The sequence below is a fragment of the Erysipelothrix sp. strain 2 (EsS2-6-Brazil) genome (assembly GCF_016617625.1).
Classification (GTDB): Bacteria; Bacillota_I; Bacilli_A; order Erysipelotrichales; family Erysipelotrichaceae; genus Erysipelothrix; species Erysipelothrix piscisicarius.
The window spans coordinates 144756-165894 of record NZ_SBAR01000003.1; the positions used below are offsets into that span (position 1 = coordinate 144756).

Annotated in this window: 19 protein-coding genes; 14 read left to right on the plus strand and 5 right to left on the minus strand. The window is 36.1% G+C overall.

The features are described 5' to 3' along the window. Positions 1-10 precede the first annotated feature (10 nt). A complete protein-coding gene (recR, locus tag EPJ89_RS03440; RefSeq protein WP_161636900.1) occupies positions 11-601 on the plus strand; it encodes a recombination mediator RecR in 591 nt (196 codons plus the stop codon). A gap of 9 nt (positions 602-610) precedes the next feature. Then, positions 611-1489, plus strand: a complete 879-nt coding sequence (locus tag EPJ89_RS03445) for a hypothetical protein (protein ID WP_161636901.1) — start codon at positions 611-613, stop codon at positions 1487-1489. On the opposite strand, the gene EPJ89_RS03450 is transcribed toward EPJ89_RS03445, so the two are convergent. Further along, the gene (locus tag EPJ89_RS03450) at positions 1452-1997 is read right to left on the minus strand and encodes a CYTH domain-containing protein (protein WP_200548986.1); all 546 of its coding nucleotides are present in this window, start codon (positions 1995-1997) and stop codon (positions 1452-1454) included. The genes EPJ89_RS03445 and EPJ89_RS03450 overlap by 38 nt on opposite strands. Positions 1998-2039: 42 nt before the next feature. On the opposite strand from EPJ89_RS03450, the gene EPJ89_RS03455 reads away from it, so the two are divergent. Next, a complete protein-coding gene (locus EPJ89_RS03455; RefSeq protein WP_200548988.1) occupies positions 2040-2822 on the plus strand; it encodes an NAD kinase in 783 nt (260 codons plus the stop codon). 40 nt (positions 2823-2862) lie between these two features. Here the strand turns inward: EPJ89_RS03455 and EPJ89_RS03460 are convergent, their stop codons facing one another. Next, on the minus strand, positions 2863-4074 hold the full coding sequence (locus EPJ89_RS03460) for an FtsW/RodA/SpoVE family cell cycle protein (protein ID WP_200548990.1): 1212 nt from the start codon (positions 4072-4074) through the stop codon (positions 2863-2865). A 65-nt stretch (positions 4075-4139) separates the two neighbouring features. Here EPJ89_RS03460 and EPJ89_RS03465 point away from each other — a divergent pair, with 65 nt between their 5' ends. Genes EPJ89_RS03465 through EPJ89_RS03495 form a run of 7 tightly spaced genes read left to right on the plus strand, consistent with a single transcriptional unit; the run spans position 4140 to position 15193 of the window. After that, positions 4140-5681: a PTS transporter subunit EIIC gene (locus EPJ89_RS03465; protein WP_200549011.1), complete on the plus strand. Its 1542-nt coding sequence runs from the start codon at positions 4140-4142 to the stop codon at positions 5679-5681. After that, positions 5678-8185: a DNA mismatch repair protein MutS gene (gene mutS, locus EPJ89_RS03470; RefSeq protein WP_200548992.1), complete on the plus strand. Its 2508-nt coding sequence runs from the start codon at positions 5678-5680 to the stop codon at positions 8183-8185. Before EPJ89_RS03465 ends, mutS begins: the two co-directional genes overlap by 4 nt. Continuing rightward, complete coding sequence (gene mutL, locus EPJ89_RS03475; RefSeq protein WP_200548994.1) at positions 8178-9935, plus strand: DNA mismatch repair endonuclease MutL; 1758 nt, start codon at positions 8178-8180, stop codon at positions 9933-9935. Before mutS ends, mutL begins: the two co-directional genes overlap by 8 nt. Beyond that, a complete protein-coding gene (gene miaA / locus EPJ89_RS03480; protein ID WP_161636907.1) occupies positions 9932-10828 on the plus strand; it encodes a tRNA (adenosine(37)-N6)-dimethylallyltransferase MiaA in 897 nt (298 codons plus the stop codon). Before mutL ends, miaA begins: the two co-directional genes overlap by 4 nt. 57 nt (positions 10829-10885) lie before the next feature. Beyond that, the gene (locus tag EPJ89_RS03485) at positions 10886-11737 is read left to right on the plus strand and encodes an ABC transporter ATP-binding protein (RefSeq protein ID WP_161636908.1); all 852 of its coding nucleotides are present in this window, start codon (positions 10886-10888) and stop codon (positions 11735-11737) included. Beyond that, a complete protein-coding gene (locus EPJ89_RS03490; RefSeq protein WP_200542757.1) occupies positions 11721-12854 on the plus strand; it encodes an ABC transporter permease in 1134 nt (377 codons plus the stop codon). The genes EPJ89_RS03485 and EPJ89_RS03490 overlap by 17 nt, the downstream gene beginning before the upstream one ends. A gap of 47 nt (positions 12855-12901) precedes the next feature. Further along, complete coding sequence (locus EPJ89_RS03495; protein WP_200548996.1) at positions 12902-15193, plus strand: ABC transporter ATP-binding protein/permease; 2292 nt, start codon at positions 12902-12904, stop codon at positions 15191-15193. Between the two features lie 58 nt (positions 15194-15251). Here EPJ89_RS03495 and EPJ89_RS03500 read toward each other — a convergent pair whose 3' ends face one another. Together EPJ89_RS03500 and EPJ89_RS03505 are read right to left on the minus strand one after the other, a co-directional pair. Beyond that, on the minus strand, positions 15252-16106 hold the full coding sequence (locus tag EPJ89_RS03500; RefSeq protein WP_200548998.1) for a DegV family protein: 855 nt from the start codon (positions 16104-16106) through the stop codon (positions 15252-15254). A 53-nt stretch (positions 16107-16159) separates the two neighbouring features. Beyond that, entirely contained in the window at positions 16160-17029 is an 870-nt protein-coding gene (locus tag EPJ89_RS03505) for a DegV family protein (protein WP_200549000.1), read from the minus strand. A gap of 79 nt (positions 17030-17108) precedes the next feature. Between EPJ89_RS03505 and EPJ89_RS03510 the strand changes: the two genes are divergently transcribed. The 4 genes from EPJ89_RS03510 (at position 17109) to EPJ89_RS03525 (ending at position 20205) form a co-directional block, all read left to right on the plus strand. After that, complete coding sequence (locus EPJ89_RS03510; RefSeq protein WP_161636912.1) at positions 17109-17735, plus strand: IMPACT family protein; 627 nt, start codon at positions 17109-17111, stop codon at positions 17733-17735. Between the two features lie 12 nt (positions 17736-17747). Further along, positions 17748-18167 carry a Fur family transcriptional regulator gene (locus EPJ89_RS03515; protein ID WP_161636913.1) on the plus strand — a complete coding sequence of 140 codons (420 nt, stop codon included), beginning with the start codon at positions 17748-17750 and terminating at the stop codon, positions 18165-18167. 68 nt (positions 18168-18235) lie between these two features. Further along, a complete protein-coding gene (locus EPJ89_RS03520) occupies positions 18236-19075 on the plus strand; it encodes a VOC family protein (RefSeq protein WP_161636914.1) in 840 nt (279 codons plus the stop codon). A 17-nt stretch (positions 19076-19092) separates the two neighbouring features. Further along, positions 19093-20205, plus strand: coding sequence for a cation diffusion facilitator family transporter (locus tag EPJ89_RS03525; protein WP_200549001.1), 1113 nt, complete (start codon positions 19093-19095; stop codon positions 20203-20205). A 29-nt stretch (positions 20206-20234) separates the two neighbouring features. On the opposite strand, the gene EPJ89_RS03530 is transcribed toward EPJ89_RS03525, so the two are convergent. After that, the gene (locus EPJ89_RS03530; protein ID WP_244660800.1) at positions 20235-20885 is read right to left on the minus strand and encodes a hypothetical protein; all 651 of its coding nucleotides are present in this window, start codon (positions 20883-20885) and stop codon (positions 20235-20237) included. Between the last annotated feature and the right edge of the window lie 254 nt (positions 20886-21139).

Genomic DNA, 21139 nt, shown 5'->3' on the forward strand with positions numbered 1-21139 from the left:
TTGTTAATAAATGTATCCTAAAAAACTAGAAAAATTAATTGAATCGTTTATGATGCTGCCTGGGGTTGGACAAAAAACGGCTGAGCGTTATGCACTAAGCATTTTAGATCAAAAACCAGAAGATGTGGATAAATTCTCACAAGATTTGAGTACCGCACGGCATGAAATTCAATCATGTAAAGTTTGCCATAACCTCGCGGATGAGGCGGTTTGTCAAATATGCCAAGATGAAACGCGTGATCGTTCAATCATTTGCGTTGTCGCAACAGCAAAGGAAGCATTTTCAATCGAAAAAATGAATGAATATCACGGTGTTTATCATGTCTTAGGGGGATTAATCTCTACTCAAAAAGGGATTCTTCCAGAGAATTTGAATATTCAGTCACTCATTAATCGTGTTGATGAAAACGTAACTGAAGTTATATTAGCGCTCAATGCTACCGTTGAAGGGGAAATGACATCGCTTTATCTGGCGAAAAAATTAGAAGATCAAGCAGATGTTTCACGTTTAGCTTTTGGATTACCAATTGGTGGTCATTTGGACTACGCAGATGATATGACATTGATGAAAGCTTTTGAGGGTCGCAGTAAAGTTAAATAGGAGGTCCATATGAGCTCAATAGCATATATTTCCGATGAAAAGATGATTGAATATCATCGAATTAATGGAAATCAAACCGTAAATTTTTGGAGACTCAGTCTTAAAGGCTTTGAGCGGTTTGATGTTGGCGACTTACTTTTTTTCTTAGACAAGCGTTATATCCATCCTCAGACGAAAGAAAAGGGGATTATTGGTTATGGTCGCGCAAAAACAGTGCGCACCATGAGTGTAAAACGAACATGGGATCAGTATGGAACCATGAATGGCTATACTTCATTTGAAATGTTTGAAGAAGCAATTTTGAACCGTACTAAAGATCATGAAGTGCCAAAGCAAATTCAGAGCATCGAACTCGAAGATCTCAAGTTCTTTGCTGCACCAATCTATCTCCATGAAGTAGATTTTAAACTTACCAAACGTTTAGAATCATTTACTTATCTTGAGGATGATGACCAAAATACCGTATTGAATCTTCTAAACAAAGGATTAGAAATTGGGCTGGATGAGTGGTTTACCAAAGTCCATAAACATGAATTAAGCGAACGTGACATTATTCAAGATCTCGAGCATCAACGTCTAAGAGATATCCTATCAAGCATTCGGACGGAGTGGACGCTTATTCAGGAGTCGATGATTTCTACCAATCAAGAAAAGTATAAAATCGGACCGATTGGATATACCTATTATGGAAACAAAACTGCATCCATATCATTGCCCTGTTCATCCCTTAAGAATCAAATATATCCTTTGCTTGGTATTTCCTGGGTAATAAAAAAAGAACTTGAAGATTTCAAGTTCTCAATTTCTTTATGCATTAAAAATCAAACAGCATCACAATCATACAAGGATCTTATTCAGCAGATGAATCTAGAGCTCGTAGATATTTAGGTTTTGAAGGTTTATATTGAATCCCCAATAATTGAAGCGTATCAAGGTAGTGCGGGTACGCTTTTTCATTGCTTTCATGAAGTTCATATTCCAGTTCATAATCGGAATTATTTAAAAAACGGGTATAATCTAAACACCAAACACCATAGATGTCAGAGTATTCATAGCGGACTGTATTACTGAATGCGGTGACCTCCATCGTATTTACGTCAATGTCTTTTTCATTTAAAAAATCAATAATGCGTTCATCCATAAGTGACTTTTCATTTAAAATAACCTCGTATTCCAATACACCTTCTTCTTGAGGTACTTTTAATGTGAACTCATGAATACTACCAATTGTGCGTATACGGCACATGGAGTGTTGTTTAAATAAAGAACCTTTCGGTGTATCATAGTATGTATTTTCTTGATACTTAGGATCTTTAAAAGGGAACGAATTCAAAATATGGTTAAATTCGTCCTGGGTGAGTTGAGTTTTATATTCAATTTCGAGATGTTGTTTCATACATCTATGGTACAATAAGTCTAAAGGAAAAGGAAGTGGATTATGAAACGTTTTACACTTGTTCAACGTGGTGATGTTGCGTCACAAGGTATCTGCATGAAGATTCGCGATGCTCTTGTGGAAAATAATTTTATATTTGATGACCAGAATCCTGAACTCATTATTTGTGTTGGTGGAGATGGAACACTTTTAAAAGCGTTTCATGACTGGATTCACATTATTGACGATGTAGCCTTCGTTGGAATTCATTCGGGAACGTTGGGTTTTTCCACAGACTATACTAAAGATTGTGTGGATCAATTTATAAAAGACGTAATCCATAATGAACCCGTGATTGAAGAAAAACGGATTCTTGAAGCACTCTGTATAAACGATACGCGTGAAATCCATGTCTGTGCTCTAAATGAAATACGTGTTGAAAACATCGTTAAAACACAAGCGTTAGATATTTACATTGATGATTGTTATTTCGAGACATTTAGAGGGAATGGTGTTTGTATCTCTGGGCAATATGGTTCGACGGCATATAATCGTTCCATCGGTGGTGCCGTTATTTTCCCAGGATTAGATTTACTACAACTAACCGAAATATCTGGAATTCATCATCGATATGCACGCAGTTTGGATTCGCCTTTGATTATGAAACCGGACTCTAAAATAATTCTAAAAAGTGATTCATTCGATCATGCATTATTATGTTATGATCACCTTCATAAGCATTTAGATGGTATTCATGAAATTAGAATTTCCAGCTATCCAAAAGTGATGCGTTTTGCGCGGTTTAATGATATTCCGCATATTCAACGATTGAATGCTTTATTTTAAAAAGAAAAGAAGGAGTGACCCTAAAGTCCTTCCTTCTTTTTTAGTGTTTGTGTAAATTAATGGTTTCGCTGTACATATGCAGTGCGACAGCAATGGGTATCATATAGGAAACAAGAGATGATCCTCCATAAGATATAAAGGGTAAGGTAATTCCGGTAATTGGCAGGATGCCTAGAATCATACCGATATTCTGTAAATCCTGGAACACAATCATTCCAATGATTCCCATCATCATATATCGTTCTTTAGATAAATTACTTCTTAGTGTATTTATCACAAGTTTTATATCAAAGGCAAATGATAAGATAACAACTAAAGATGCACCGAGAAACCCAAAGTTTTGCGAAATAACGGCGAAAATAAAGTCAGTTTGAGGTTCTGGGAACTGAGCAATTACAGATCCTAAGGGATGACCTGTAAGACCTGCAGTACCAAGTGATAACAGTGCTTGGAAGAGTTGGTATCCATATGTTTGAGGATACTTCTCATAATCGAGCCAACCATAGAAACGGGTGAGACGATAATGCGTTGCACCACCACCCAAAATGGTATTGAGTAACTCTTGATTATTGTAATAAAGCCAAACAATACCCAGTAGCAGTCCAAGTGCAAGACCAACAATAACAATGATCCATTCGCGTCGAACACCAGATAGGAAGAACATCGTAGCGAGGCTGACAAGAATAACAATTGGAACCCCAGTATCAGGTTGTAGAAATATCAAGATAAAGGGTGGAAGAACATATTTAATCATTTTATAGATTAATTCAAAATCACTTTTAAATGAATATTCAGTTTTCAATGTATTATGTTCATGAATAGTATTGGCGGTTTTAATTACGAGTACGATTTTCATAAATTCACTCGGTTGGAAGGAACCAATACCCGGAATAGAATACCAAGCATGCGTCCCATTTATTTCTGCAGCGAAGGGTATGTGAATACCGAATCGAGAAGATAGAACACGTGCTATAACAAGACCGAGTAGACATACCATTAAAATCCAATAGGCAATATCTACTGCAGTGAAGATACGATCGACGCCGATTTTGAGGAGAAAAGCAATGACTCCAAGACCTACGACAATCCAGCTAATTTGTTTTATTACTAAATTGACGCCCCCATCTTGGTTCATAAGTGGTGCTGCAAGATGAATTGCCACAAGACTTATTCCAAAGAGTGCAAAGAGTAAGACAATTAAAGTTACATCAATGGTGAAGTGTCGTTTGCTTTCATTTATAAATTTGTTCATCGTGCCTCCTTTTGCGAATGAATGTAATAGTGTATAATAGAATGGAAAAGTTAGAGGTGCTCAAAATGAATCGTCTTCAGACATATTATGAACAGTTACAACTCCCATTGAAATCATTATTCTTGGGTTGTTTCTTGATTACAATCGGTTCTATCATAGCAAACCCATATATCGTAATGATATTTAAATTTAACAGTCCACTATTTGTTACAGCATCGAAATTGTTGTTGTATGCTGGTGGTATCATTTTATCATATTTTCCACTGTATGTTTTTATTAAATTGTTAACGCATCGAAATGATGAAACCAATGTCGTGGTTACAGGATTTATTTCATATTTAGTGTTCTTAGTTGTGATGACGCTGTTGTCACCAACAACATCACCAAAAGCTGCGTATTCAGACATTTTAAACATTACAATTGGAAACGAATCATATGGTTTGTTTAAAACAGGAATTTTTGGCTTCTTAGCCGTACTCCTTGTGGTTCGATATTGTTATCGAAGCCATAAAGAAACAACTGGTTTCTCCCAAGTTTCTTATTTAGATAAAGATACACTTAAATTAGTAAATGCAATTATTGGATCTGCAATCGTAGGGGCGCTTTTTGCATATGGATGGCCTATGTTTGTGGATGGTATCTACAATGCATTGAAATTTATATCTTCAGATTCTCATAATCCGATGAGTCTTTTTGCATACGGAGGGTTAGAACGACTTCTAACACTTGGGAACATTCAAACGATGATGCATCAAGAAATATGGCTTGGATCTCTTGGGGGGTCCTGGATGAATATTGGAGGCGAAACGTTTGTAGGGGATGCCAATATTTGGACGGCTCAACTTAAAGAGGGTCTAAATATGATTAGTGGTGCTGGACGCTATACGAGTGCATACTATGTGCTTAATTTATTTGCGATTCCAGGTTATCTGCTTGCAGTTGTTTCAACAATCTCCAATAAAAAAGTTTTAAAGAAAAACATTTCACTCTTCGTTATTGTAATTCTAACATCAATGCTCGGGGGAATTATCTTCCCAGTTGAGTTGTTAATGCTTTTAACAAGTCCAATTCTATATTTCTTCCATCTCTTTATGACCGCATTTATTTATGCGATTCTTGTAGGATTTGGAGCAACCGTAGGCTTCTCGTATTTGGGAACGTTGACAAGTGCAACACCGGGAAACCTTATCGATTTTATTGGTCTTATGAGAAATACAGTAATGTTTAATAAAATTATGATTATTCTATTAGTTGGTATTATTACATTTATTATTTACTTTGCGATGACCCGTTTCTACTATAGTAGAATGGCAATTGATGTCTTAAATATTGGAAGTAAAAAAGAACGTGTTAATGATTTTATTGAACGATTGGGAGGCCTTGAAAATATTGAAGCGATTTCAAGCACACCAACGCATATCCATGTTGCGCTCCGTGATCGTGATGAATTAAATGTTTCAGGATTACACCGACAAGGGGTTACTCGTATCGTTGAGACTCGACAAGGTTTTACACTTTCTGTAGGATCCTCATCGTATATGTTGCAACGTGCGGTAAATCGTCATCTTGATGCACTTCCTAAAGCGGAAGAGGATGCTGAAGAATGACACAAGCAACATTAACACCAATGTTACAACAATATATGGACATAAAGAAAAACACCAATGATGCGTTGGTGTTTTATCGCTTGGGAGACTTCTATGAATTGTTCTTTGAAGATGCTATCACGGCATCAAAAGTCTTGGATCTTGTTTTAACAGCGCGTTCAGCTGGAAAGGATCAAAAGGCCCCAATGTGTGGTGTTCCACATCATGCGGCGCAAGGTTATATTCAAAAATTAGTGTCCGCAGGGTACAAAGTAGCAATTGTGGAACAAGTTGAAGATCCTAAAAACGCAAAAGGGATTGTTAAGCGTGATGTCGTTGAGATTGTAACGCCAGGAACATATTTTGAAATGGATGATAACGAAACGCGCGAAATTGCTTCAATAACGCTCGATTTAGTGTATGCAACGATTGTCAGTTGCGATATCGTTTCAGGAAATCTACGTGCAATTCGTGTCATGAATGATTTTGTTGAAATTATTAAAGTACTCCAACAATTTCAAGTAAAAGAAATTGTTGTTTCTGAACATTTTGATTCTAAAATTCTAAATGAAATTAAAAGTAAAACCGAAATCTATATTTCATATCAAGAAGACTTAGCAGAAGATGTTCAACATCAAGATCCAACAATTTGTAAAACACAAGCACGGTTAATTCAATACCTCATTTATACACATAAGCGTAGTTTGAATCATTTATCAGAAGTTGTAGTGCTTAATGATGAAGCATATTTACGTATGGATTATGCTACAATGACGAATCTCGAACTCATTGACCATCAAAAGGGAAAAGAATTATCCCTATTCCACTTTATTAATCATACTAAAACAAACATGGGAGCACGCGCACTTAAAGAAATGTTGATGCAACCATTGGTGAGCGTTGATTCCATCAATAAGCGACACATTCAAATTGAGACACTTATCGAAGATTATCTTCTTGCGGATGCACTTTCTCAATGTTTAAAAGAAACTTATGACATTCATCGCGTTATTGCACGCTTATCAACCGCAAAGCATAATGCACAGGATCTTGTACGTCTTAAAAAAACACTCGGTACCTTCAAACGAATACAAGAAGTAGTGGACGGTATTGACTGTTTTAACTTTATGCAGATCAACCCTCTTCAGGATGCGTATCAAGTACTTGATACACATATTTTAGACGATGCGCCGGTTGCACTTAAAGAAGGGAGAACCTTTAAACAAGGGATTCATTCTGAACTTGATGAACTTTTAGAGTTATCAAAAAATGGGAAGAAATGGCTTGTTAATTTTGAGGCGGAACAACGCGAAAGAACGGGCATTAAGAACTTAAAAGTGGGTTATACCCGTGCTTTTGGATATTACATTGAAATTAGTAAAGGCCAAATTGAGAATGTTCGTGAAGAGTTTGGTTATATTCGAAAGCAAACCTTAACAAATGCTGAACGATACATTAGTGAAGCATTACAAGAATATGAATTAAAAACAAGCCAAGCCAGTGAACGTATTTTAGAAATTGAACATGAGTTGTTTGATTCTGTTACTCAATATATTTCACAATTTTCAACGGAAATCCATAATATTGGATCATCGATAGCGCTCATGGACGCTTTGCTCTCACTTTCAGAAGTGTCTGCTTTACCAGGTTATCAACGTCCAGAATTTGTATCCGGGAGTGAGTTAGATATTAAAAACGGAAAGCATCCAGTTTTAGAATCAACATTAAAAGATCACCAGTATATTGCAAGTGATGTATTAATGAATGCGACCCGTAATACTCTAATCTTAACGGGACCCAATATGGGTGGTAAAAGTACCTATATGAGAATGGTCGCACTTAATGTTATTTTGGCGCAAATTGGATGTTATGTTCCGTGTGAAAGCATGACACTCAGCCTTGTAGATCAAATCTTTACAAGAATGGGTGCAAGTGATGATATTTTAATGGGACAGTCAACATTTATGGTTGAAATGATGGAGGCTCAAGCAGCACTTTCGCGTGCTACCAAACATTCCTTAGTGCTTTTTGATGAAATTGGACGAGGAACGTCAACATATGACGGAATGGCACTAGCTCAGGCAATTATCGAGTATATCAATAATTCAATTCAAAGTCGCACAATTTTCTCAACGCATTATCATGAATTAGTGACGTTAGAATCGATGTATGAGGGGATTAAAAATATTCATGTGGAAGTACATGAAGAAAACGATGAAGTGACGTTCCTCTATAAAGTCATTGATGGACGTGCGGATAAGTCGTATGGGATTAATGTAGCGCGTTTGGCTCATTTACCTCAAAGTATCATTGAACGTGCTAAACACAATTTAGAGGTTCTTGAATTGTCCAAAAGCCGTTTAGATATTGATTCTAAGGTTGTTACGGTAGAAGTAGAACCGCAGGGATATAGTGTCGTAAAAAATAAATTGCAGAGCCTTGATGTTAACCAATTAACACCAATTGAAGCACTCATGGTTCTTTCTGAATTAAAATCAATCATTGAGGACAAGGGCGATGAATAAAATAAAAGTACTGGATACACATCTAACGAATATGATTGCTGCTGGAGAGGTTGTAGAACGTCCTGCGGGTATTATTAAAGAACTTGTAGAAAATTCAATTGATGCGAATGCTACAAGTATTGAGGTGCGTATTGTTGAAGGTGGGATGGGCCTTATTGAGGTCAGTGATAATGGTGATGGAATGAGCGGTGATGATTTATCACAAGCATTTGAACGTCACTCAACATCAAAAATTAATAGTGTCCTCGATCTTAATGCGATTGCTTCTTTTGGATTTAGGGGTGAAGCATTACCATCGATTGCTTCAGTAAGTCATGTTGAAGCGTTATCAAATGACGGTACTGAAGGTCATCGCATTATTATTGATAATGGAGTAAAAAAGGTTAAAGAGCGAGCAGCTCGCAATCAAGGAACAACCATATCTGTTTCAAGTCTATTCCTTAAAACACCTGCAAGGTTGAAGCACATCAAAAACATCCATTATGAAACATCAATCATCCTTGATACAATTCAAAAGTTTGCAATGGGAAATCCACACATATCATTTACCCTTTATAACGAAAGTAAAATAAGTTTTAGAAGTTATGGCCGGAATGATATAGCGGATGTTTTTCATCGTGTTTATGGTGCTCAAGTGACTCAAGACACGAAACTTTTTAATGCTGAAAATTACGATTTCAAAATTGATGGAATTATGGCGCTCCCTCAACATAATCGCGCAAACCGATATTCAATTTGGCTTTATATTAATAATCGTATGATTCGATTCCCTAAGATTCAAAAAGCAATCGTTGATGGTTATCGCCGTCATATGCCTACTGATCGCTACCCAATTGTTGTGATGAATATTCACGTTGATCCTCAATTAGTGGATGTGAACGTACATCCAAGCAAGTGGGAAATTCGTTTATCAAAAGATAATGTTCTTGTGGAACTGATTCAGGACTGTTTTTCATCAATTTTAGATCAACATATGCGTCCACAACGCATTACCTTTCCCACGCAACCACCCGTTCAAACAGATATAAAAGAAGACCTGCTTGGTGAACCACTACCACGTTTTGAACCGTTGATTGAAGAACCCAAAAAAGTCTATGTTCCTGATTATCTGCCTGAATCATTGCCACTTTCAGACTTTAAACCCCGAGAAATTGAACCTTTGGAGGTATCTGAAAGAATTGAACCCCTTACCGTCTTATCACAAATGAGTGGATGTTATATTTTAGCTCAAGGCGATCAAGGCCTGTATATCATTGATCAGCATGCTGCAATGGAGCGTGTACGGTATGAATATTATCAAAATAAAATGTTAAATCAAAACAACCCTACACAAGATTTTTTAATACCTCTAATAATCGAAGGACGTAAGCCAATTATTGGTCGTGTTCACGAGATTAATCAGATTCTTAAAGAATTTCAACTTGAGTTGGAAGTGTTTGGTGATGATGCATTTGTATTAAGAAGTACACCTCTATGGATCGAGGAAAAAATCGTTTCGGAGTTTATACATGAAGTTTTGGATATGTTTGAAGATGAACGAACAATTCGTGAAGAAGACTTACGACGAAATGTTTTGGCTACGTTAGCATGTCATTCTTCAGTTCGATTTAATGAATATATGTCTATGGATGAGATGACGGAGTTGGTGCGACAACTGAGATCGTGTGATCAACCCTTTCATTGTCCACATGGTCGACCAACATTTATTACAGTTGAGCATAAACAACTCATCAAGGAGTTTAAACGATGAAAAAAGTTATCGTCATTGCCGGTGTAACAGCATCCGGAAAATCGAGCTTGGCAGTTTCATTAGCCAAAGAACTTAATGGAGAAATTATAAGTGCCGACTCCGTTGCTGTTTATAAAGAACTCAATATTGGCAGTGCAAAACCAACCGAAAAGGAACAAGATGGAATTTCGCACCATCTCATTGATATTGTTTCCATTACGGACGCATATCATGTTGCACGTTTTCAAAAAGAAGCTCGAGAAGCGATTGACTTAATATTAAGTAGAGGTAAAACACCAATTGTGGTAGGTGGAACAGGGCTCTATATTAATGCATTGCTTAATGATTATAGATTTAATGAGGAGGTTCACCTTCCTCAAATTGATGAAACGTTATCCAACCAAGATTTACTGAATGAACTATTAGAAATTGATCCAGTTACTGCAGAAAAAATTCATGTCAACAATCGAAAGCGTCTTATTCGATCTTTACAAATGGTCAAGAGTGCGAATTTGACCAAAGCGGATGTTAATGAGAATCGGGGAAAAACACGTCTTTATGATGCTAGAATCTATTTCTTGCAAGGGGAGCGTTCAAGACTTTATGACCGAATAAATGCGCGTGTTGATATAATGATGCAACAAGGACTTTTGGAAGAAGTGACTGAACTTTATTCGAAGTATCCTGAGTTATTCACGATGCAAAGCATGCAATCGATAGGGTATCGAGAGTTCGTAGATTATTTCCAGGGGAATAGTACGTTAGATGAAGTTCAAGAATCCATTAAAAAAAACACCCGAAGATTGGCAAAGCGTCAAATTACCTGGTTTAAGCATCAAACTGAAAGTACATGGATTGATATTTTTAACAGTAATCCGTTAGAGTTCGTGCTAAATGATTTAAAAAAGTGGTAGATCCACTTTTTTTTAGGTCAAAATTTAAAGAGTGCACATCTATTAGAGGGGTGTACTATGAAAGTTGAACAGTTAACGAAGCTTTACAAGAACAAACGAGGAATCAAAGATATCTCGTTCGAAATCAATGACGGTGAAATTCTCGCTGTGTTGGGGGTTAACGGAAGTGGTAAATCGACGCTGTTTAAGACAATTACAGGTCTAATTCAGAAAGATTCAGGAAATATTTATGTTACTAACATCGGATATATTCCGGAAAATCGTTCGCTGTATAAGGATATTACAGTAAAAGAGCATTTAGAACTCTATGCGCAATTGCATGGTATGGAACTTAATGAAATACGGTCAAGTTTGGAATATTGGATGAAGTATTTGGAAATTGAAATCTATTTCAAATCTAAAATCATGACACTTTCTAAAGGGAACCAGCAAAAAGTACAAATTCTATGTGGGCTGATTCACGATCCCAAAACAATCATAATGGATGAACCACTCAGTGGTTTGGATATCCACAATATGAGACTGATTAAAGGATTACTTCGTAAACTGGCGAAAAAAGGAAAATCAATTCTAATTTCAAGCCATCAATATGAAGAGGTCGAAGAGGTCTCCGATTATGTTCTAATTTTAAAAAACGGAAAAATGATGAAATATGGTTCACTCAAAGCGTTAAAGCGGGATGCAGCGATAACATATCTAATCGTGGAAAAGGAACAGTTTTATGATATCAAACATCTTGGCTTAGACTTTAAAGTTGTAGAGGACAAGGTGTACCTGATTATTCATAATAAGGACATTTTAAAAACTATACTTCCAAATTTAATTGAAAATCGATGCGTTGAAAAAATTATCGTTGATTCAATTTCTTTAAAAGAAATGGTGGAAACTACTTATGAAGACACTCATTAAGTTTTCAATTAAGCGACGCATGCTGAATCGGGCTACCATCCTATTTTATGCAATCGTATTTACCGTGATGGGATGTTTGCTTTTTGGTGATAAAATTTTAGCGATTCTTTTACCCAGTGTTTCAGAACCAACTCCCATTAAAACCATCGATATTGATTGGGAACGTTTTGCTGATGGATTCGAAAAAATAATAAAATATGATGATGAAGCTTCAGTTCTAATTACAAAAAAAGAAGGCGTTTATACAATCCAAACGGAAACACCCTTAAGTCCGACGGAGAAGAGTACATTAGGCTTGATTATTGATAGCTATGAAAATGGGAGTCATGAGAAGCCAGTGATTTTATACAAGACTACCGCCAAGAATAATCTTAATCTTGAAATTGTCTTTTCAATTCTTACAACCTTATATTTCTTAATTACCTCTTTAAGTTCTTCCGCAATGAGTGAGGTTATTATGGAGAAAACTTCCAACGTCCTAGAGATGGTATGTTCGGTGATTCATGTGAAAACATATTTTGTAACTAAAGTAATTCTTGGACTCATGATGATGACAATTCAACTCACAAGTCTTGCACTTATTTTTAGTTTTTGGGTATGCATGCGTCAGACATATGATCAAGGTGAGGGGTTGGTCGATTTATTACAAACGCTTGGTATTCTTGATTTTGAGGGACAAACATTTATTGATATCATAAAGAACCTAAACTTATCACAGAGTGATTTTATTAATATTGGATGTGCCTTTTTAATTCTAATGGTTGGAATTGCAACGATTCAAATCATCCTACTCGTACTTGCAGTTCGTATTCGATCCATTGAAGAAGCAGGTAGTGTTCATGGTCCGCTATACTTTTTAATGTTGTGTATTTACTATCTATCGATTTTTCTCAATACACGTTATCATATGACCGAAGGTTGGGGTGTCTATTTGTCCCTAACACCATTATTTAGCATGTTGTTTCTCCCTCTTCGTGTGCTTGTCTATGATGTCAGCATCTACGAGATTGCATTTTCATTTGCGACGGCCATTGGTTTTTTTACACTCGTTTTTGAGTACTCGAAGTACTACAGTGAGAAGTTTATTTTTGACAATGATACGAAAAAGATTGACTAATAACATCTAATGTATTACTGTGTTAATACATTAGAGGTGAAAATAAAATGTTAAAATTAGATAAAATAACCAAAAGATATGGTGAAGTAGAAGCGCTCAAGGGCGTCTCTTTAACATTTAGAAAAAACGAGTTCGTTTCAATTCTCGGTCCTTCAGGATGTGGGAAGACAACGATGTTGAATATAATAGGTGGACTTGATCGTTATACGAGTGGGGATCTTAATATTTCAGGAATCTCAACGAAAAACTATAAAGATCGTGATTGGGATTCTTATCGGAACAGCTCTGTAGGTTTTGTTTTTCAATCCTATAACTTAATTCCGCATCTTACGGTTCTTCAAAATGTTGAACTATCATTAAAATTATCCGGAATTTCAAAAAAAGAAGGGGAGTCACGTGCTCGTACTGCTTTAGAAAAAGTTGGATTAATCGATCATATTAATAAAAAACCGAATCAATTGTCAGGTGGACAAATGCAACGCGTTGCAATAGCGCGTGCGATTGTTAATGATCCTGAAATTATTCTAGCCGATGAACCCACGGGAGCACTTGATAGTAAAACCAGTGTTATTATCATGGATTTACTCAAAGAAATTGCTCAAGATCGTCTTGTTATCATGGTTACTCATAATGCAGAGCTTGCGCATGAATACAGCAATCGAATTGTAGAATTGTTGGACGGGCAAATTATAAGTGACAGTAATCCTTATGAAACAGATATTAATGGAGAAAAACTTACTAAACAAAAACGTACAAAAATGCCATATATTACAGCGCTTGGGCTCAGTGGAAAGAACTTGTGGGCTAAAAAAGGACGTACCGTCTTAACAAGTTTTGCTGGAAGTATCGGAATTATCGGAATCGCGTTGATTTTGGCGCTTTCTTCAGGTTTATCCAACTCAATTAATAAAATGCAGTCGGATACACTCGCGACATCACCGATTACAATTGGTTCCTCCGATTTTGATTTTTCAGGACCTGTTGTGGCAGAAGATACATCGAATATGAGTGAGTTTCCAACAGATTCCAAGTTGCAAATCTATGAACCTAAAGTTCAAACAAATGTTATTACAAACAATATTACTCAAGAGTATATTGATCATGTGAATAAGCTTGATGCAGATAAATATATCTCAATCCAATATATTCACAAAGCAAATATGAATATGATACGTAAAACCAGTGATAAATACGTTCATGTACAATCAAGTTCATCACATATGGGTGAGTTACTCGATAATGAAGACTTCAACAACAATCAATATGATGTTCTTGAAGGCCGTATGCCTCAAGGTGATAACGAGATGATTTTAGTTGTGGATAACTATAATCGTATCGCAAAAGAAACAATTAAAGAATTAGGTCTAGGTGATATCGAAAATAACGTTGATTTGAAATCGCTTGTAGGTCAAGAATTTAAGTTAATTCAAAATAATGACTATTTTGTTAAAGATGAATTTGGGCTCTATCGCGAAGCAAGTCAACAGAACTATGAGACAATCTATGGATCTGAAAATGCCAGAACCTTATCGATTGTGGGTGTGATGAGACAAAAAGAAGATTCATCATTCCAAATGTATCAGCCGGGTTTATATTACCGTTCGGATTTAGTTAAGGCCTTTATCAAGGACTCTACAAATTCTGATGTTGTAAAAGCTCAAAAAGAGGTTGGTAAAGCGTATAGTGTTGTATCGGGGATGGGATTTGAAGGGCATCCATTTAAAGAAGCGGATGCACTCTACCAAGATCAACTTGAGGAACTTGGGTCATCTTCATTACCACGAAACATCTCAATTATTCCTTCAGATTTTGAAGCGAAAAAGGAAATTCGTACACACCTTGACGCTTACAATATTGATAAAAAAGATGCCGATAAGATCACTTACAGTGATATGTCAGAAATGATTACAGGTGTCATGGAAACAGTCGTGAATACAATTTCTTATGTGTTGATTGGATTTTCATCCATTTCTCTTGTCGTTTCTTCATTGATGATTGGAATTATTACATACGTTTCAGTTATCGAACGTACCAAAGAGATTGGTGTACTTCGTAGTCTTGGAGCTCGTAAAAAAGATATTTCGCGTGTATTTAATGCTGAAACATTCTTAATAGGATTTGTATCCGGGACATTGGGGATTGTAGTTACATATCTGCTTACCTTCCCAATCAACGCGGTTATTTATAACCTCACAAAAACAGAAAATATAGCCGTGGTTAATCCAATACATGCAGTGATTTTAATTATAATTAGTATCGTACTAACATCCATTTCTGGAGTAATACCTTCAAGAATGGCTGCCAAAAAAGATCCTGTAATTGCTCTAAGAAGTGAATAGAAAATAAAGGCGTCCTCGTTCAAAGGATGTCTTTTTTTAAAAGAAAAAGAAGTCCAAATTAGACTTCTATTTTTTTCATATATTGAAATGCAAGTGAACCAATTCCCACATGAACACTAACGGTTGAAATTAACTCCGTTACATATATTTCAGTATTTGGGAATGCTTCTTCAAACTTCTTAACAGTTTTTTGAAGTTCATCTTTCGCATCCACATCTACGATTGTAATTTTAAAAGTTTCATCAACGCCCGCTTCCTGCATCGCTTCAATAACACGATCAATTGCTTTAGACATCGTTCGTACTTTATCAAAAGGTTCAATAATTCCTTTTGTTTCTTTATTAAGATGAAGTATTGGTTTGATTTTTAGAAAACCACCAAGTTTTGCGGCGAGTGGTGATAGTCGACCTCCACGTGATAGATGCGCTAAATCATCAGGAATAATAAACGTGTTGCCGTTATTGAGCGCTACATCAATGCGTTCTTTAATTTCAGGGATATCATATCCTTGATCAAGAAGCTTGCGAGCAGCAATTGCACAGTCCAGTTCAATCGAAGCAGCTGTAAAGCAGTCGATATAAACAAACGCAATATCAACAAATTGAGCCGCAGTATTCATGGCACCAATTGTTCCAGAAATTCCAGTAGTTATCGGTATCGCAAGAATACGCTCATAACCTTCTGATTTAATTTCTCTAAATAAATCTTCAATCATGCCCAGTGCAGGCAGTGATGTTTGAAGCATAATATTTTCCCTCATGAGGGCATTAACTTGATCAATTGATATCTCAACACTCTCAAGTGAAGCATCCTCCTCATTGATGATCTGTAAGGGTATCGCGAAAAGACCATCCATTTCGATATGTTCATTATAATAATTACTACTACTATCGACAATAACCGCAGTTTTCATAATACAACCTCCAAGTACTACCATTATACACTAATAATGAAATGCATACGACCTCACATGATATATTTATCGGTTTTTGGAATCCATTGAATTGCGACGGTTCCAAGGCCTGCATGCGTGGCAACCGCAGCTGGAAGATCCATAATATATGCATCATGGTTCCCAAACGAATCTAAAAGTGCGTCACGAAGACGTGTAATGATTTCTTTAGCGTCGCTATGTAGGTAATAAAAATCATACGCTTCAGGGGTAATGCCTTGTTCTTTCATATGATTAATCAACAGTTCAAAAATTTTAGTTTCAGTCCGTGCAGTACCAAATTTTTCAATCGTCAAACCATGATTTTCAAGATAGAGGAGGGGTTTCACCTTTAAAAGTGAAGCCAGTGTGGCTGCATGTTTCGAAATACGACCACTTACTCGTAATTGATCTAAGTTTTGGGGATAAACAAATGATTCTGTGTGAAGTAAGAATTTGTTTATTCTTTCAATCATCACATCAAGTGTAATTCCATTTAACTCCATAGAGCGCACAAGCTTTACGGTTTGTTGGACGGGTCCACCTAACGTAAAGGAATCTACAACGCGAATGTCGCAGTTCTCGACATGAGAAGCAGCCTGGTTGAAGGCACTATAAGTTCCTGATAAATTCGATGAGAGTGTTATCGAAAGAATCTGATGATAGCCCTCGTCTCGAATTGATTCAAAAAGATTAATCAAAGATCCAAGATTTGGTTGTGAAGTCATAATCTTTTCTTTCTTAGAGAGTAAGTCATGAACTTCTTCTTTGGAAATCGTTTCTTGATCTAAGTACTCCACATTGTTATGAATTAAAGTTAAGGGTGCAATAAAAACGTTATATTTCTTAATTTCTTCTGGTGTGAAACAAACTGATGAATCACATACAATCGCTAAATTTTTCATACATATCCTCCGATGAGAGCATTATAGAATATAATACTTTGAAAGTCAAACTATTATATTCCTTTATGAACGCGGCGAAATGATTTATAATAAATACATGGAACAATTAGACTATAAAACAATTCAATCAGAAGTCATTGCGGAACAAGAAATCAATAAGTCAAAATTTATTGGTTATTTGGCCCCGATTCATTCTGAAGAAGAAGCAAAAGCATATTTAAAATCAATTAAAAAGATGCACCCAAAGGCAACCCATCATTGTAGTGCTTATCGGACGGGTGATATTGAACGATCAAATGATGATGGTGAGCCTGCATCGTCTGCAGGATTACCCATGCTTCAAGTGCTCCGTGGTCATAAGCTTGACGGTGTTATTGCGGTAGTGGTTCGCTATTATGGCGGTGTTTTGCTAGGGGTTGGTGGTCTTATTCGAGCTTATGGTTCAACCGTTTCGCTTACACTTGACGAAGCAAAACTCCTTGCACCTCAAAAGGTATTTACGATTGATCTTTCGTTCCCATATGAGTTTATTAATGATGTGGAGATTCATATCACAAGCGTGGGTACGGTGTTGGATCGTAATTATGATTCCTTAGCTCGCTATCAGATTTGTGTAACTGACCCAATGTTGCTTGAGCCACTAAAGGATATAACACGGGGTACGTTAAGCACGTCCATTGTGAATGAAACCATTGAATTTATCTAGGAGGTCTTGATTATGGATATCAAAACAGAATTAAATCATCATGGCATAAAATCAACACGCCAACGCGAGGCAATTTTAACGATCTTAAAGGATAGCGATACGCCTATCACGATTAATCAGATTCGTGAAGCCTTGGATGCAGATGGAGAATATATGGACTTATCAACGATTTATCGCGTGTTGGATGTCTTTGAACAGAAAAATATCATAACCAAGACGGTTCCGCTTGAGCCCTCTCAAAGTGTTTATGATTATAAACGTCATATTCACAAACACCATCTTATTTGCACGCATTGCGGAACAATTACGATTATTGAAGGATGTCCTTTGGGAGATTATGAAGGTAAGGTAGCCCGCGAGAGTGGTTATATTATCGATCGTCATCAATTAGAACTCTATGGTTTATGTCCGAAATGTCAAAAAAGTGCCTAGCACTTTTTTTTATGCATAATACTTCCATTTATAACATAGTGTAGTAATATGTTAATAGAGGTGAAACTATGAAAACATTAAAAAATATTTCAATTAAAAATGTCATTCTTAAAGTTCTTGATCTTGAAGCGATGAAATCATTTTACGAAAATACATTAGGACTTACTTTATTAAGTCAAAATCAAAATACAGTTATCTTGGGTATTGATGATGTGCCTCTTGTCACACTTAAAGCTTCCGAAAGTTATGAAAAACCAAACAAAAACTATAGTGGGCTTTATCACATGGCCTTTCTCTTACCGGATGAATCACATTTAGGTCCATTTTTAAAACATCTCATTTCGGTTAATCAATCGATTACAGGACTTGGGGATCATCTTTATTCTCAAGCCATTTATCTCAATGATCCTGAAGGAAATGGTATCGAGGTTTATGCCGACCGACCACGATCATCATGGATTATTCATGATGATGGCAGTATTGTTGGTGGGACAGAACCTGTAGACGTAGACCGACTTATGCGGATTGCTGATCCAAAAGCATGGGATGGGATGCCTTTGGGTACAATTTTAGGTCACGTTCATGTTCAGGTCGCCGATATCGAGAAAGCACGGATGTTCTATATTAATCAGTTAGGGTTTGATCTAAAAACAGAAATGCAAAAGGCTCTCTTTGTTTCTCGTGATGAATATCATCACCATATAGGGATCAATGAATGGGCAGGACCTCATATTGGAGACCTTCCTCATAATAAAACAGGTATGGAATCCTTTACAATTTCAACGTCATCTTTTACGGAATATCGAAATGAACTGATTCAAGCCGGAGAAACGATTAGAGATCTCGATGAGAATCATTTTAAAGTCATGGACCCATTTCACATAAACATTATCTTTGAGAAAATTTAATATGATATAATATGGGTATGAAAAACTTAGAAAACAGAAATGTGATTGGAATCAAGGCAGGTATCGTGGGGATAATCTGTAACTTGATTCTTTTTACTTTAAAATTAATCGTTGGTACTTTGTCGCATAGTTTTGCGATTCTTGCGGATGCAATTAATAATCTATCAGATAGCTTATCATCCATTATTACGATTGTTGGATTTAAAATTGCGGCAAAGCCAGCAGATAAGGAGCATCCTTATGGACATGAGCGATTTGAATACATTAGCGGATTTGTGATTTCGATTATCATGCTTTATTTAGGTGTTGACATTATCAAGTCATCCGTTAAAGATCTTCTCAATCCTCAACCGATGCAGATGAGTCAAGCCATGATTTTTGTATTGGTATCCTCAATCATCGTGAAAATAGCGATGGCTTTATATTATTCAAAGAAAGCGAAAGAAGTAGATTCTGATGTATTGGTTGCGAGTGCTAAAGATAGTCAAAATGATGTCTATATAACAGGCTCGATTTTGTTGGCATTGATTGTTCAATATTATTTTAAGGTTCGAATTGATACCTACCTTGGGATTATTATTGCTCTTTTTATTATCTATTCTTCGGTGATGATGCTTCGTGAATTTATGAATGAACTCTTAGGAAGTAGACCGGATGGGGATACATTACAAAAAGTAAAAGAAATTCTTTGTAGGAATTCAAACATCGAGGGTTATCATGATTTAATGATTCATAATTATGGTAAATATCATATTTATGGTGTTGTCCATGTAGAAGTTAATGCAACGTTATCCCTGATTGAAGCGCATAATATTATTGATGCGATTGAACGTGAAATAAAAGAAGAAACAAATATCGACCTTGTGATTCATTTAGATCCATTGGATATGGATAGTCCGGAAATTTTAAATATTCAACAGGTAATTAAACATTACCTAAGAGATTCTTGCGCGGGATGTACATTCCATGATTTACGAATTATTAATAATGTCCTACGATTTGAAATTGTTTTATGTGATGCATTAAAGCATGAACCCGATCGCATTAAACATGAAATCACAGAGTATTTAAGAGAAGAAGGAATTCCTTACGAGTTAGAAATCACCATGGATACCGATCAGCTAATTTAAAACGTCTTGGAACAAAACCAAGACGTTTTTTATGCATACGTGGCAAGGACGGAAAAAGACCATGATAAAAGATGATAAATAAGAATGAGAGAAGGTATAAAAGGATTCATGAGATGATCCTTTTTGATTTGAGAAAAGGGGAAAAGAAGAAGTGCTAGAAAATAGAAGGGATTGATCCATAGAGAAAAGATTAATGTAAGGACGATCCATCCTGAAAATTGAAGACGCGGAGCATCTTTTAAAATATAGAGAAGACTTGCAAAGGAAATAAGGATGAGCGCTTGATTAAGATATTTAAAGCTTAGAAGCAGTGTGATCGGAAGACAAATCCAACCGATTAATTGAAAAGTCGGGTACTTTTCTGTAATAAAGTATTCGTAGAGATAAAACAACAAGAAAATTAAAAAGAACGTCAAGCACAAATTACGCTTAACCTGGTACTGAGGAGCAAGTACAAAGGCATTAAAGAAAGCATTGAGGATAAACAAAAGTACGCTACCACCCCATAATTTGTAAAGTAAAAGACGCTTGTTTTTTGAAGCAAGAAAGTAACGATATACCATCACAGCAATCATGGGATTAACAAGTAAAGCGAGGATTCTAAGCGGCTCAAGATTTAAGAATGAATGAATGGATTCTAAAACAATGGGTGAGCCCTGCGAGAATAGAACAGATAACATTGGATCAACTCCTTCTATAATTATCATAAGAAATAATTGGATTTTGAACCATTGAATTTACTTACACAGGTCTTACAAAGTTGTAAGTTTATGTATTTGATAATTATATAATTGTTTCACATTAATTTTGGGAGCATCTCTTAATACTACAATGCTTAAACTATCAAAGAAATATAAAAAAAATATCATACTGGGAATGACAGTGTTTGATTCGATTTTGGAAAAATATATGAAATAGAGCAAATGCCTTCAGA